This is a genomic window from Lactococcus cremoris subsp. cremoris NBRC 100676 (assembly GCF_001591705.1).
Classification (GTDB): domain Bacteria; phylum Bacillota; class Bacilli; order Lactobacillales; family Streptococcaceae; genus Lactococcus; species Lactococcus cremoris.
The window spans coordinates 1-14031 of the sequence record NZ_BCVK01000063.1 but is presented as its reverse complement, the minus strand read 5'-3'; the positions used below and the strand labels follow the sequence as shown (position 1 = coordinate 14031).

The 14031-nt window shown below is 33.5% G+C and carries 15 protein-coding genes and 1 pseudogene; 10 read left to right on the top strand and 6 right to left on the bottom strand.

From position 1 onward, the window contains the following. Nucleotides 1-71 precede the first annotated feature (71 nt). From LLA01S_RS10370 to LLA01S_RS10360, 3 genes are all read left to right on the top strand, one after another. Nucleotides 72-1046: a TDT family transporter gene (locus LLA01S_RS10370; protein WP_021215946.1), complete on the top strand. Its 975-nt coding sequence runs from the start codon at nt 72-74 to the stop codon at nt 1044-1046. Nucleotides 1047-1334: 288 nt separating this feature from the next. Further along, a complete protein-coding gene (locus LLA01S_RS10365; RefSeq protein WP_061778278.1) occupies nt 1335-2225 on the top strand; it encodes an IS982-like element IS982B family transposase in 891 nt (296 codons plus the stop codon). 82 nt (nt 2226-2307) lie between these two features. Then, complete coding sequence (locus tag LLA01S_RS10360) at nt 2308-3138, top strand: AAC(3) family N-acetyltransferase (protein ID WP_011669122.1); 831 nt, start codon at nt 2308-2310, stop codon at nt 3136-3138. Between the two features lie 68 nt (nt 3139-3206). On the opposite strand, the pseudogene LLA01S_RS12230 reads toward LLA01S_RS10360, so the two are convergent. Beyond that, nucleotides 3207-3558: pseudogene (locus tag LLA01S_RS12230) on the bottom strand (DDE-type integrase/transposase/recombinase); the annotation flags it as partial. A gap of 74 nt (nt 3559-3632) precedes the next feature. On the opposite strand from LLA01S_RS12230, the gene LLA01S_RS10355 reads away from it, so the two are divergent. Continuing rightward, nucleotides 3633-4313: an IS6-like element ISS1N family transposase gene (locus LLA01S_RS10355; protein ID WP_061778277.1), complete on the top strand. Its 681-nt coding sequence runs from the start codon at nt 3633-3635 to the stop codon at nt 4311-4313. 112 nt (nt 4314-4425) lie between these two features. Here LLA01S_RS10355 and LLA01S_RS10350 read toward each other — a convergent pair whose 3' ends face one another. Continuing rightward, the gene (locus LLA01S_RS10350) at nt 4426-4863 is read right to left on the bottom strand and encodes a universal stress protein (protein WP_003139952.1); all 438 of its coding nucleotides are present in this window, start codon (nt 4861-4863) and stop codon (nt 4426-4428) included. An 8-nt stretch (nt 4864-4871) separates the two neighbouring features. After that, entirely contained in the window at nt 4872-6452 is a 1581-nt protein-coding gene (locus tag LLA01S_RS10345) for an Nramp family divalent metal transporter (RefSeq protein ID WP_235853905.1), read from the bottom strand. Nucleotides 6453-6908: 456 nt separating this feature from the next. Here LLA01S_RS10345 and LLA01S_RS10340 point away from each other — a divergent pair, with 456 nt between their 5' ends. The 6 genes from LLA01S_RS10340 to LLA01S_RS10315 all read left to right on the top strand — a co-directional run bounded on the left by LLA01S_RS10340 (nt 6909) and on the right by LLA01S_RS10315 (nt 11066). Continuing rightward, nucleotides 6909-7589, top strand: coding sequence for an IS6 family transposase (locus LLA01S_RS10340; protein WP_061778275.1), 681 nt, complete (start codon nt 6909-6911; stop codon nt 7587-7589). Nucleotides 7590-7682: 93 nt separating this feature from the next. Then, on the top strand, nt 7683-8258 hold the full coding sequence (locus tag LLA01S_RS10335; protein ID WP_014017398.1) for a VanZ family protein: 576 nt from the start codon (nt 7683-7685) through the stop codon (nt 8256-8258). A 220-nt stretch (nt 8259-8478) separates the two neighbouring features. Then, nucleotides 8479-8673, top strand: coding sequence for a hypothetical protein (locus LLA01S_RS10330; protein WP_061778274.1), 195 nt, complete (start codon nt 8479-8481; stop codon nt 8671-8673). Next, on the top strand, nt 8670-8867 hold the full coding sequence (locus LLA01S_RS10325; protein WP_255209987.1) for a hypothetical protein: 198 nt from the start codon (nt 8670-8672) through the stop codon (nt 8865-8867). The genes LLA01S_RS10330 and LLA01S_RS10325 overlap by 4 nt, the downstream gene beginning before the upstream one ends. A gap of 307 nt (nt 8868-9174) precedes the next feature. After that, nucleotides 9175-9546, top strand: coding sequence for a plasmid mobilization protein (locus LLA01S_RS10320; RefSeq protein ID WP_061778273.1), 372 nt, complete (start codon nt 9175-9177; stop codon nt 9544-9546). 2 nt (nt 9547-9548) lie between these two features. Continuing rightward, a complete protein-coding gene (locus tag LLA01S_RS10315; RefSeq protein WP_061778272.1) occupies nt 9549-11066 on the top strand; it encodes a relaxase/mobilization nuclease domain-containing protein in 1518 nt (505 codons plus the stop codon). Between the two features lie 341 nt (nt 11067-11407). Here LLA01S_RS10315 and LLA01S_RS10310 read toward each other — a convergent pair whose 3' ends face one another. Genes LLA01S_RS10310 through LLA01S_RS10300 form a run of 3 tightly spaced genes read right to left on the bottom strand, consistent with a single transcriptional unit; the run spans nt 11408 to nt 13358 of the window. Then, nucleotides 11408-11638 (bottom strand): hypothetical protein, encoded by a 231-nt coding sequence (locus tag LLA01S_RS10310; RefSeq protein WP_010868915.1) that lies wholly within the window; start codon nt 11636-11638, stop codon nt 11408-11410. A gap of 8 nt (nt 11639-11646) precedes the next feature. Continuing rightward, nucleotides 11647-12216, bottom strand: coding sequence for a DUF536 domain-containing protein (locus LLA01S_RS10305; protein ID WP_015082994.1), 570 nt, complete (start codon nt 12214-12216; stop codon nt 11647-11649). Next, a complete protein-coding gene (locus LLA01S_RS10300) occupies nt 12213-13358 on the bottom strand; it encodes a RepB family plasmid replication initiator protein (RefSeq protein ID WP_015082993.1) in 1146 nt (381 codons plus the stop codon). Before LLA01S_RS10300 ends, LLA01S_RS10305 begins: the two co-directional genes overlap by 4 nt. Nucleotides 13359-14031: the final 673 nt, after the last annotated feature.

The window sequence follows — 14031 nt, the reverse complement described above, 5'->3', positions numbered from 1 at the left end:
AATTCGGGTATTATTATTAATAGAATCAATTATTTAAGACGAATTAATAAAAAATATAGAAAGAGAAGTTTATGATGTATTCAAAATTCATATCATTTTTAAAACAAATTCCTCTCCCGATATGTGGCTTAATTTTGGGTTTAATATCCTTAGGGAATCTCCTTTACAGTAAAGGTTACCCTATTTTAGGAAATTCTTACGATATGTTAGGTTTATTCCTGATGTTTTTAATTTTGCTCAAGATAGTACTGGCAATGAAACATACAATTTCGACTTTGAATGACCCAATTGTAGCCTCTGTTTCACCAACTTTTACGATGTCTTTAATGGTACTAAGTGTATTTTTAAAACGTTTGTCCGCCTTTAGTCTTCTTGCGAATGTTATTTGGTGGACTGCTTTAATTTTGCATCTTATCTTAATGATGTATTTTATTTATCTTCATGTACTACCAAAAGAATTAAAAATACATGATGTTTATCCAAGCTGGTTTATTACTTTTGTAGGCATTGGGGTAATATCGGCAACATCACCAGATTTCGGTCTTGAAGTGGGTAAAGTTGTGGTTTGGATAACATTACTCTTTTACTTTATTCTTCTTCCCATTGTTATGCATAGAGTTTTCATTTTACGAAAAATGCACAAATCTTTACTTCCTTTGATTACAATTATCACGGCACCAGGTTCACTTGGTTTAGTAGGATACCTCACTGTTGTAGAAGCAAAATCTAAAATATTCGTTATCTTTTTATTTATTTTATCGCAAGCTATCTATTTTATAACTTTAGGCTTGCTGACAAAACTTTTGAGAAGTGCCTTTTATTCTAGTTATGCTGCCTTTACATTTCCTCTCGTTATTTCTGCAACTGCGGTAAATTTAACAAGTAAACTCAGCGTTTTTCAGTTCCTGAATTTAGAATTATTAGCGAATATGGAAATCCTTATAGCAATTGCAATCGTTACTTATGTGCTCATCAGATACTGTATTTTTTTAGGTTCAAAATTAATTCAGATTATGTCTGAAAAATATTCCCCTGAAAGTATTTAAAAATAAATTATCGATAAAAATTACCACTAGGTCAATGATCTAGTGGCTTTTTATTTTGCTTTAAAAATAGAGTATATCAAGCTCAATAGAGCCTTAAGAAATCCTTTATAAATGAGGCAATAATTTTAAAAAAGCCTATAAAAAAAGGGACACATTGTGTTATAATTAGAACGCTGCGTGCTTTTTTTCTTTAAATAAACCCGAATTGCTAGTTAATTTCATTGGAAAATAAATAAGTCGTGCTATCCTAATCTTAAACCACTAAGCATTAGAAAGCGCACGACTTATATGACTTATAATAGCACACTTCCAAAAGTTTTTGTTTATTTACTGACAACCATTGAGACGCTTTATCAAACGAGGGTTCCCCTTGAGGTTCAAAACCGAAAGAACGTCCATCTCGCAACATCAGATTGCTTAGTTATCGCTTGTTACCTATGGGGCGTACTGCATTTTAGTGAAACGCTTAAAGCTAAGCACCAATTGGCTCAAAGTTTATTTCCTAATTTCCTAGAATATTCTCGCTTTGTCCGGCGTTGTAATGCCCTCTTACCGAGTATCCAAGTCATTCGCCAAGCACTCGTCTTTAAAGAGGTTGAAGGAATGAGTGTATCCATTATTGACAGCTTCCCCATTCCTTTGTGTCAGCCTATTCGTAATTTCAGAAGCAAAGTTCTTGGAGATTATGCAAATGTTGGCTACAATGCTACAAAAGGACAGTACTTCTATGGATGTAAATGTCATGCTTTAGTCAGTGAATCAGGCTATATCATAGACTACACAATTACTCCTGCTTCAATGGCTGATAGTTCAATGACCGAGGAAGTGTTGAGTCAATTTGGGACACCAACAGTCCTTGGAGATATGGGATATTTAGGTCAGTCACTGCATGATAGGCTGGAATTAAAAGGAATTGATCTAATGACACCTGTCAGGAAGAACATGAAGCAAAAGAAAATCCTTTTCCCTAATTTTTCAAAACGTAGAAAAGTGATTGAGCGAGTTTTCTCTTTTTTGACAAATCTAGGAGCTGAGCGTTGTAAAAGTCGTTCGCCTCAAGGTTTTCAATTGAAATTAGAGATGATACTTTTAGCGTATTCTTTACTGTTAAAATCAGCTAAATCACTGGAACCAGAGACTTTAAGATATTCTATCGGGTATCAAGTCATGCCTAAATAATCAACTAGCAATTCGGGTTTAAGTATATGAAAATTATAGAAAGGCTGTATTAATGGGTAACCATTAATGCAAAAGTAAAAAAATGGCACCAACTATTGATGGAAAACCAATTTTAACCCAAAAAAACATTGTAGATATACTTACAGAGTTAGATATTAAACGTGGCGATACTGTACTTGTACATTCCTCATTGAAATCCTTAGGGTATGTTATTGGGGGTGCAGAAGCAGTAATAAATGCCATTATAGACAGGGTGGGAGAAAAAGGGACAATTATAATGCCTACTCAGACCATTGAGATGAGTGATCCAAGCACATGGTTGTATCCTCCAGTAGCTCCTGAATTTTGGGACATTATTCGAAAAGCTCTCTTACCATACAACAAAGATACTACTCCTGTATCAAAAGGAATTGGAGTGATACCGGAAACTTTTAGAAAATTTAATGGTGTTATTAGAACTTCACATCCGCTATACTCTTTTGCAATTTGGGGTGAATTAGCGAGATACTTAAATACTCAAGAACTTGATTATGGATTAGGAAAGCTCTCCCCATTAGGAAAATTGTATTTAAAAAATAATAATGCAAAAATAGTATTAATTGGGACAGATTTTGAGTCAAATACGTCAATACACTTAGCAGAACACTATTTAAATAGAAAAACAATAATCCAAAGTTCATATGTACTAAAAAATTTAAAGAAGAGCCGAGTTATTTTTAAGGATATTCCTTTAGATATTTATGACGATTTTTTAGAATTTCAAAGGTATTTTGAAAGTAAAAATGAGATTAATAGAAGGAAAATTTATAAAGGCTATTTATCTGTTTATAATTTTAGAGATGTAGTAGAACAGGCAATAGAGTATTATAAATTAAAAGATTTTATCGAAGGGAACAACAGAAGTAGTCAATAGCCGTCTACCAACAAATTCACCTAATAGTCCAGTATAACCCAATCAGTTCTGTTGCAAAGTTTGAAATTTTAAAACAACTTTTCTGACCAGTGTTCCTCTGAAGCTGTTATTCCCATTAATACCTTGATTTCAGTAGATACTGAAAAGCCGAAGAGCGTTCCATTTCTTCGGCTCTTTTTGCATATTCCTCTGGTTGTCTTCATGCCTTTAATCGTGGTTGAGGCAGTGCGTAGACTTCGATATAATTTATTTCGACGTTTAATAGGTCGATGGTCTTGCTCAATTAAGTTATTGAGATATTTTACTGTCTGATGTTCAGTTTTGGTGTACAGACTATTATTTTATAGTTTCCTAAATGCAGCGCCAATAGATGGTGCCTTTCTCTGTCATAATGACTCTAGGCTCTTCGAATTGTTTATTTGGTTCTGTTGCAAAGTTTTCCAAAAAATCTATTTTAGTGTAAAATTGAGAAAAAAGACAGAGAGGACAGAGTAATGAATCATTTTAAAGGCAAACAATTCAAAAAAGACGTCATTATTGTCGCTGTTGGTTACTACCTGCGTTACAATCTAAGCTATCGTGAAGTTCAGGAATTGTTATATGATCGTGGAATAAATGTTTGTCATACTACGATTTATCGTTGGGTGCAAGAGTACAGCAAAGTCCTCTATTATCTTTGGAAGAAGAAAAATAGACAATCCTTCTATTCATGGAAAATGGACGAAACCTATATCAAAATTAAGGGACGTTGGCATTATCTTTATCGTGCAATTGATGCGGACGGCTTAACCTTAGATATCTGGTTACGAAAGAAACGAGATACTCAGGCGGCGTATGCTTTCTTAAAGCGACTCCATAATCAGTTTGGTGAGCCGAAAGCAATTGTGACCGATAAAGCACCTTCTCTTGGCTCCGCCTTTAGAAAGTTACAGAGTGTGGGTTTATATACTAAGACAGATCACCGAACTGTGAAGTATCTTAACAATTTAATAGAACAAGACCATCGACCTATTAAACGACGGAATAAATTTTATCAAAGTCTCCGTACAGCCTCTTCCACGATTAAGGGCATGGAGACCCTTCGAGGAATATATAAAAAGAACCGAAGAAATGGAACGCTCTTCGGCTTTTCGGTGTCTACTGAAATCAAGGTATTAATGGGAATAACAACCTAAGATATTTGGAGTTCAGAGAGGGCGCGTTTGATTTTCAAACTTCGCAACAGAACCACCATCTCTATTAAAATTTGTCCAAGATATTGACCCAAATACATATTATCTGCAATATTTACTTAATAACTGTAATTGAGATTGGAGAATTTTTAACCATATAAGTAGCATGCGAACCAAAATATCCTTTAATTCCATGCATTGATCGCGATCCAATGATTAAGATATCTGCAGATGTTGCTGGCAAAATCGTCTTAGTAATTTCCTCGGCCGGATCACCTTCTCCACTGTACAGCTGAATGTTTTTTACACCGCTATTTTCTGCATATTGTTTGTACTTTTTCAAATTAAGTAACAATTGACTTTGTTTCTGGCTCAAGTACTCAGGGTCTAACGCTTCATAAACATTCAACTCTTCAATTTCTAAAATTGAGGCAATCAGTAATGCGGCTCCAGTTTTACTCGCTTGCTTTACAGCATATTGAAAGGCTTTTTGAGCTCCTTCTGATTCATCTACCCCAACTAAAATATTTTTAAATTCATCAAATCCTTCCATAGTGCATCTTACCTTTCATTAATTAATTGATTATATTTTTTATTTCCTTTATACAGTTCAATAATTGTCCACGCTAACAGTAGTAATACTGCGACGATAATGACATAAGCAATAGAATCAGCTAGTACAAGTTGGCTTGATGTCACCTTTTCACCAAAAAAATCTTCAATTTGGCCGGGCAATCCAATCAAATTTAAATATGTCAATCCAATTACTGAACCCCATCCTAGTATCCGAATAACTATCGAATTTTTAAACCGGCTTCCCATTTCCACCTCACTATTGGTCATCATTAATAATGGTACCACCGAAAATGGTAACGCAAAAGCTAAGAAGACTTGTGAATTATTCATTAGTGTATTTAACGCTGTGTGCTCCCGAATCGTTCCTTGCCTGCTTGTAATAATTACACAGATTAACACTGGGATAACTGAAATCAAACGCGTAATTAAACGTCTTAGCCAAATTGGCATTCTCATATGAATGAATCCCTCCATAATTACTTGTCCAGTTAAAGTTCCGGTAATCGTTGAATTTTGTCCAGAAGCTAGTAACGCGACTGCGAATAATGTAGAAAGAAGACCTGATTTTGCAACGGTGATTAAAATTCCGTTACTCAATGTATCCGAATTTGATAAAGCCTCATACAACCCAAAGAATGATGGATCTTTCACTGCCCCTGTTTTAAAAACAGCAACTCCCATTATGAGCAATAAGGAGTTAACAAAAAAAGCGAGAGTCAATTGAATGTTAGAATCCCATGTTGAAAATCGTACAGCATTGGCGATTTCATCTTCATCCGTACGATTTATCTTTCGAGTCTGAGACACAGCCGAATGTAGATATAAATTATGAGGCATAACGGTTGCACCAATAATTCCTAATGCACCAGTTAAAGGCGTTTGACCACCAATTGAATGTGTAGAGGAGAACGTTTCACCAGTCGGAACCAATCCTTTAAGTACATCCCCCCAATTAGGATCAGACAACGCTACTTGATAAACAAACACAAAAAGAATTACAAAAATCAAACAGACAACTATTGCTTCAATTTTTCTAAAACCAACTTTCGTTAACAACAATAATATTAAAACATCAAATACCGTAATAAAGACTGCGACGACAAGCGGAATATTAAAAAGTAAATAAAGAGCAATTGATGCGCCAATTACTTCCGCAATATCTGTTGCCATAATCGCTAATTCCGTTAAAATCCATAAAATGATTCCTAGTTTTTTACTCGTTCTCGCTCGAATTGCTTGAGCTAAATCCATTTGACTAACAATTCCCAATTTAGCAGCCATATATTGTAATAGCATTGCAATTAAACTAGACATTAAAATGACCGACATTAATAAATACTGGAAGTTTTGCCCACCCGTAATCGAAGTAGACCAGTTGCCTGGATCCATATATCCCACAGCAACTAATGCTCCCGGTCCAGAATAGGCGAACAGGGTTTTCCAAAAGCCTTTGCCTTTGGGTACCTCGACAGTTCCGTTAATTTCCTCTAAAGAGGGACCATTCGCATGCTGAATTAATCGAGGTTTGTGCTCTTTACCAGACTGACTTGTTGTATCTTTCAAAATATTTCAACCTTCCTTTAAGAATATCATAAGTATACACCACTTTTTTATAAAATTAAAGCAAAATATTAGGCAAACCTAAAAAAAATAAACATTCGCCTAATTTAATATTATTTGCCTTCATTTCATTTGTGTCGGAATGAATCAATTGTACACGTTAAAAATATATCTATATGATAATTACCATTGTTAATATTCAAGTTTTTTTGTTGAAATAGTCGATAAAAAAAATAAGGTTGACCAAAATATTTTTAGAGGCGCGAATTGTAAAATTAAGTTAGAAAAATAAAAAGGCATTTATGGTACACTCAAATTGTATTTCCGACGAAAGAAAACAAAGGAGTGTAACCATAAATGACCTACAAACATCTTACCATAGACGAACTGGTTCTGTTGCAAAGTTTTCCAAAAAATCTATTTTAGTGTAAAATTGAGAAAAAAGACAGAGAGGACAGAGTAATGAATCATTTTAAAGGCAAACAATTCAAAAAAGACGTCATTATTGTCGCTGTTGGTTACTACCTGCGTTACAATCTAAGCTATCGTGAAGTTCAGGAATTGTTATATGATCGTGGAATAAATGTTTGTCATACTACGATTTATAGTTGGGTGCAAGAGTACAGCAAAGTCCTCTATGATCTTTGGAAGAAGAAAAATAGACAATCCTTCTATTCATGGAAAATGGACGAAACCTATATCAAAATTAAGGGACGTGGGCATTATCTTTATCGTGCAATTGATGCGGACGGCTTAACCTTAGATATCTGGTTACGAAAGAAACGGGAGACGCAAGCAGCCTATGCTTTCTTAAAACGACTCCATAAACAGTTTGGTGAGCCGAAAGCAATTGTGACCGATAAAGCACCTTCTCTTGGCTCCGCCTTTAGAAAGTTACAGAGTGTGGGTTTATATACTAAGACAGATCACCGAACTGTGAAGTATCTTAACAATTTAATAGAACAAGACCATCGACCTATTAAACGACGGAATAAATTTTATCAAAGTCTCCGTACAGCCTCTTCCACGATTAAGGGCATGGAGACCCTTCGAGGAATATATAAAAAGAACCGAAGAAATGGAACGCGCTTCGGCTTTTCGGTGTCTACTGAAATCAAGGGATTAATGGGAATAACAGCCTAAGATATTTGGAGTTCAGAGAGAGCGCGTTTGATTTTCAAACTTCGCAACAGAACAAATAGGGTTAATCTCATCAAGAAAAGGAGTTAGAAACAGTTGCGAAAATATATGATCTACCTCAGCAGTTTATTGGTCACATTTATCCTGAGTTATGCGACGATTACTTGGCTGATTATGCCCGTTCTCACTCGCTATCAAAGCCTGGCTAGGTTGATTAACCACTTTGACTATACCGCATTAACTTTAATACTCTTATTAACGCTGATTATCTGGTTGTTTGGCATCCAGTATCACCTCAAACATTTTTCAGTTATTTATCTCTATCTTGCTTTCAGTGTGTATTTATTACTGTTATTCATGGTGCTTTTTACTAAAACAACGGATTTTCAGGCGATATCACTGAATCCTTTTGACTTTATAAAAGCGGATACCAGAACGATTCAAGAGGCAGTGCTAAATATTATCTACTTCATTCCTTTAGGTGGCCTTTACTGTATCAATACTGATTTCAAACAGTTTGTCATTGTCAGTTTGGTCACACTTTTAGGAATTGAAACCATTCAATTTATCTTTTATTTGGGCACATTTGCCATTAGTGATATTATCTTGAATTTTTTGGGTTGTTTGATTGGGTATTATTGTTGTTGGGAGATTAAAAGGCGGTTGAGTTGAGCTAACCCAAAAGTAGCATAAAAATAGACAGGAGGTGTATCTCGAATGGTATCGAGATATATCTCCTGTCTATTTTTATGAGGATTTCATTCCAAATGTCTTATTTTTTATTTTTTAGCGCCATGATAATGTATAAAATTGTACGCTGATTAACCACTAACATGCCACAAAATAATAGGGCAAGGCATAGTGATGTTATCCTTAAATCTTAGAGTCACTATTGTATAATTTAGACAAAGGACAAAAAATTGATATTGAATTAGAAAAATATGTTGCTCCTGTTCCTAAAAAATCAATGACAATGAAAGAAAGAATTGATAAGGAAAAAACAAAGTTATCTGAAAAAAAACCACAAGAAACTGAACTAAAAAATGATAAACTTTCAAACAATAAAATCAAAGGAGAAAAGGAATGATGATTAACTATCAAGGCGAAGATTTTACAGAAACTGAATTTTATGGACGTGAAATTTTAGAAGCCATTCAACTGACAAATAAATTTCCAACTCCAAAAAAAGTATTGATAGAGATGTTAGAAGAAATGATACATGAACAATTAGATTTAATTGATAAAGAAGAATTAAATAATTACATTAAAGCAAAAAAATAGGTTCAAACTTTGACCGAAGATGAAGTTAAAAATTTGTGTGTTGAAGTCAAAAATTGATACGAAGATGTCTTAAAAGAATTTGAAATTAAGCTCTAATTTTTTTCAAAAAGGGGGATTGGGGGACACCACCAAAAATAAAAATATTCGTCTGAAGCGAGGAACAAATTAAAATGTAAATTTTAGTTGTTGACGAGTGGAAGATGATTACTTTTTATCGCAAGTGTGTACACACTTGCGAAGCTCGCTAAAGACACTAACCCCCTATTTTGGGCTTTTAGAGTTGACAGATATTTGTGAGGTTGACAAGATGAAAAAAATCAAAAATCGTGAGAGAATTATTCAAAAAAAATTCTTCGTAAATGAAAAAGAAGACGAAAGAATTAAATTGATAATGAAAGAAACTGGTATCACTAATTTTTCTATTTTTGCTAGACGAGCCTGTTGCAATAAAGAGATTTTTTCTATTGATTTTTCAGAATATAAAAATATTATTTCTGAAATTTCTTCGACAAAATCTGAACTAAAACGTATCGGAAATAACATCAATCAAATTGCTAAACATTTAAACGAAAATAAAAATAATCAGACAAAAGAATTGATGTCTAATTATCAAAATCAATTAGAAAATTTGGAAGATAAAATTCAAAAAGTGGTTCATTATATTTCAGAGGGGGAGTAAAAATGACAGTCATTAAAATGCCAAAACAATCGAACGGAACAATTCATTCTTCAAAAGATTTAAACCAACTCATTGATTATGTGATGAACCCTGAAAAAACAAATGACTTTGAATATGTTTCCGGTCAAAACATTTTAGATATTCATTCAACCTGTGATGAAATGTTAGCGACACGAACAATGGCAAATGCTTTAAAAAATAAGCCACGAAAAAACGAAAGGTTTGGTTATCATTTTGTCCAATCTTTTTCTCCTGATGACCATTTAACGCCTGAACAAGCTCATGAAATTGGTTTAAAAACCATGAAAGAATATCTAGGAAGTTCTGCGGAATTTATTATTGCCACTCATACCGATAAGCCACACCTCCATAATCATATTGTGCTTAATGCAACCAACCCCTTGACCTTAAATAAATTTCATCAAAATAAAAATGATTTGGAACGATTGAAAGAAATTTCTGATAACATTTCTAAAGAATATGGTTGTAAAATTATTGTCCGTCCTGAACAAAAACTAGGGAATTCTCACAAAAATTATTTGGTCTATCTTGCTCAAAATTCTTACCGAAAAGAGATTAAAAACAAACTTGAATTTTTAATGAACCATTCTCATACGTGGGAAGATTTTAAAACAAAAGCAAGAGCCTTAAATTTAAAAGTGGACGACACTAAAAAATATACCACTTATCTTTTAGAGGGAAGCGAACAAACCAAAAAAATTAGAGATAGAAGTTTAAAAAATGATAAATTTTTAAAGGAAAATCTCAAAGGACAGATAGAAAGAAACACCATTGGTTATTCCGTTGAGGAAGTCGTGAAACTTTGGAATGACAAAGAAAGCATTCAAGAAAAAGGACAAGAAAAAGAAATTGAAATTTTACTTGAACATTGGCAAGTAACAAAAGAAACTGAAAAAGATTTAGTTGTAACCATTGATACTGCATTTGATAATGAAGCAACGATTAAGATACCTGCACGCTGTGTTGATAAATTAGAAAACGGACAGTATAAAATATTTATTAAAAAGGGCGACCGCTTTTCGTATATTGATAAAAAAAGTCCGGCAAACCATAAAATCATGGTTGGGGCAACCGTTGCTAAAAATTTACAAAGACAAAGTGGAAATATCCCTCTTTATTCTGACAATGCCAATATCAAACTCAAACAAGTTTTTCATGAGTTCGATTTCTTAATCAGTCAAGGGCTTGGTTTTGATAGAAGTTTTGAAACCATAGGAGAAGAGTTAAAAGCCACCTATCAAGAAACACAACATCAATTAGACAAGCTAGACACAAAGATTTTAGAATACGTGGAAACAACAAAAACCTTGCCTTATGAAGATACCTCAATCAGAGATACCATTAAAAACTTAACAAAAGAACGTGATGATTTGCGAGATACTTTATATAAAGTCGATAAAAACATTCAATACTATCAAAAATCAGAACAGCGATTAGAAGCCTATCAAAAAAATCAAAGTCCAAAACACAAAGCACGTGATGATGACTTTGAAATTTAGTCCGTTGAAAATTCTGATGAGTAAACAATAAAAAAGTCGGATCTGAAATTTTTGGGCTTTAAAATTTAAGACCGGACTTTTTTATTTGAGTTTTGAAAAAACTCTATTTTTTACTTTGTAAAAAATAATGTTCCTGTCGTTGAGCAAACCAACGAAAAAGCACTAAAGAAATTGAAAAATGAATTTTTCACTCCCTTTAATGCTTGGAATAGTCCTATAAGCTCATATTTTGCCTTTTAAGCCCTTTTAAATGGTTTTGAGTAGAATTATGCCACTTGAATAAATAAAAGCCCTAAAATCATTTTTAAGGGCTTTTATTTATTCTTTCAAACTTAGATATTTTATTTTTTGTAGAAATGGTATTTTTCTTCTGAAATAAAACCAGTCGTGCAATTCCTCCATAATTCTTGTCTTGGGGCAACTAGCCGATATAAACTATCGCTATATTTAAACGTTCCTCTGTCTGTTTGAAAGATTGTCAAACGTTTTGAAACGACTTCATAAGCTCTGATTTCTCTTACACCATTATCTTGTAAGGCTCTTAAAATTTTTCTATCAAAGGTTTGTGCCATAAATTACCTCACTTCCAAAATTGATACCATTTTTTAGAAACTTGATTATTTAATTGTTCTTGTCCTTTTATTTTATCATTTAAGGCTTCCATTTGCTTTTTAATGGTTTGGACTTCTTCCTGCGATTGATTCTCTTTTTTATCCTCCTGAGGCATTTTAAGAGATTTCAATTCATTGATTTCTGATTTATACTCTTCTAGTAATTTTTTATCCTGCAAGGCTAGGCGTTGTTGTTGGTCTAAGAGATTTTGCATTTGCGATATTTGGCTATCTTTATTTTCTAGTTGCTTATCTTTAACAAATAACTGTTGTTCTAGTATTTTAACTACAGATAAATCACCAGTTGTGGGGTTACTAGTATCGGTTACCTTGTCGTTACCAGTTGCGTTACTAGTGGTAAAGTGTTGTTTTAACAACATATATCCAGTATAGGTTACTACTAAAGTTTTCACCCCGTTACTAGTAATGGTTTCCACATGGTTTGCTCTAAATTCTTCGGTTAATCTTTTCCTGACCGCTTGTTTCGATACGTTAAATTCGTCTGCAAGCTCCTTAATAGTTTTTAAATTCTCACTCATGATAATTCCTGCCTTTTAACCGTAGGTAGATATTGCTCGATTGCTTTTTTCAGATACTTCGCTACATTGCGTTTAGAATAGGCTTCTTGTTTGCTAGATACATAAGACAAGTGGTCTTTGACCCCATTTAATCCTCGTAAGTCTTTTAACTCGTCATAAAGCGGATAAACATTCTTCTGTAAGCCTGCCATTGTTTTAATATCCATAAAATCATTTGGGAAAAGTAACATATTTTCAGATAGTAGCTTAGTATAAGGGCTTTGTAATGATTCTCCTGCTAATAAACGATTATCTGTTTCTTTTTGTGTTTTATCGTCTTGATAGGCTTTATCGTCCAACTTATAGCTGTTATCATCTGCGGTTCGTTTCTTCTCAATATGAAAGACAATGCTATCAATGCTCCGCCCTTTTTTGACTTTCTCATAAGACACGTTAAAGGACGTATGGGCGTTGATTTCTTCTATGGCATTTTTTAATACACGGTTTTCAAAACTTTGAAAACGTGTATATTCATTAATCGTATCAGTGATTTCTCGCAACTCTTTCACTATGATTGAGGGGTTGCGGTAGGCTTCCACTTGCTCGGCTCTCCGTCCACCTTTAACACTATAATGCTCGTACTGGCTATAATTCATAGCTAACCAACGATATAAGATAAGACTGTACTTGCTATTAAGTTCTTTCAATTCAGAGATTTTATACTGTGTAAATTCTGCCTTTAAATCAATCAGATAAGGCATAATAAATTGATTAAATTGTATCATTACATCATCATTGTAGCTGTTCCATTTAACAGTTGGTATTGGGACGATACTTGTCATTTCATACCCTTTATTTTTTTCTTCTTTAATTTGAAAAAAAGCTTGTTTCTGCATATACTCAATAGCTTCTTTAAAACGAGTATGTTTACTTGCTGAAGATACATCAAAAAAAGAAAATAATTCTTTTTTTGAAAGATAGATTATATTATCTTTGGGCGGATTTTCTGTATCAATGCAAGACACGGCTAATTCAAACATTTTTAAAGCGGTCTTTTGCATTTTAGCGATTGAAGTAATCAAGCTATTATGCTCGACCACTTTACGTTTTTCGATTTCATTCAAGGTATACACCTGCTTTTGATTTTCTGATATAATAGACATAGAAATACTCCTTTGTGAGTGTTTTGTGATTAAGCATAGAGAAGTGATTTAGACGTCAATTTTCTCTATGCTTTCATTATACAAATTTATAGCAACATAATCAAGTTTTTGTTGCTATATACATCGTTTTTTGTTGCTATATACATCGTTTTTTGTTGCTATATACATCGTTTTTTGTTGCTATAAAAATCTGTCCTCCCTTGCTACCACTGACTTTTTTTTCACGCAAAAGAACAAAAGATTAAAATATATAGGATAAATATATAATAGGCTTCGCCTTTTTTTATTTTTTTCAAAAATTAAAATCAAGGTCAAAAGAAAAAGTCAAAACCATTGAATTGAGGTTCTAAATTTAAACTCTCTGCGTTGCTCTTGTCGCTCCGCTTGTACACTCTGATTTTATATTAGATACATTCTGCCACTAAAAAGAACTCCCTAACGGTCGTGGCTACTTTTTTAGTCTAAACGCTTTGAATAGTCCTACAAGCTCATAGTTTGCATTCTAAGCGATTTTAAATGTGAGTTAGTAATTGATTATCATGGATAAAAGAAAAAGCCCTTAAATAGGCTTGTATGTAATTGACTAAAACGTACAATTTTAGCTTTTAAATATGACCCTTACTTATGACCTGCTCTAACCTCACTATTCATCAGCATTCAAAAAACAGCTCAC

Bases quoted from the DNA above. Each gene is read 5' to 3' on its own strand.
- LLA01S_RS10370 (WP_021215946.1), top strand. From the start codon at position 72: ATGATGTATTCAAAATTCATATCATTTTTAAAACAAATTCCTCTCCCG.
- LLA01S_RS10365 (WP_061778278.1), top strand. From the start codon at position 1,335: ATGACTTATAATAGCACACTTCCAAAAGTTTTTGTTTATTTACTGACA.
- LLA01S_RS10360 (WP_011669122.1), top strand. From the start codon at position 2,308: ATGGCACCAACTATTGATGGAAAACCAATTTTAACCCAAAAAAACATT.
- LLA01S_RS10355 (WP_061778277.1), top strand. From the start codon at position 3,633: ATGAATCATTTTAAAGGCAAACAATTCAAAAAAGACGTCATTATTGTC.
- LLA01S_RS10350 (WP_003139952.1), bottom strand. From the start codon at position 4,863: ATGGAAGGATTTGATGAATTTAAAAATATTTTAGTTGGGGTAGATGAA.
- LLA01S_RS10340 (WP_061778275.1), top strand. From the start codon at position 6,909: ATGAATCATTTTAAAGGCAAACAATTCAAAAAAGACGTCATTATTGTC.
- LLA01S_RS10325 (WP_255209987.1), top strand. From the start codon at position 8,670: ATGATGATTAACTATCAAGGCGAAGATTTTACAGAAACTGAATTTTAT.
- LLA01S_RS10320 (WP_061778273.1), top strand. From the start codon at position 9,175: ATGAAAAAAATCAAAAATCGTGAGAGAATTATTCAAAAAAAATTCTTC.
- LLA01S_RS10315 (WP_061778272.1), top strand. From the start codon at position 9,549: ATGACAGTCATTAAAATGCCAAAACAATCGAACGGAACAATTCATTCT.
- LLA01S_RS10310 (WP_010868915.1), bottom strand. From the start codon at position 11,638: ATGGCACAAACCTTTGATAGAAAAATTTTAAGAGCCTTACAAGATAAT.
- LLA01S_RS10305 (WP_015082994.1), bottom strand. From the start codon at position 12,216: ATGAGTGAGAATTTAAAAACTATTAAGGAGCTTGCAGACGAATTTAAC.
- LLA01S_RS10300 (WP_015082993.1), bottom strand. From the start codon at position 13,358: ATGTCTATTATATCAGAAAATCAAAAGCAGGTGTATACCTTGAATGAA.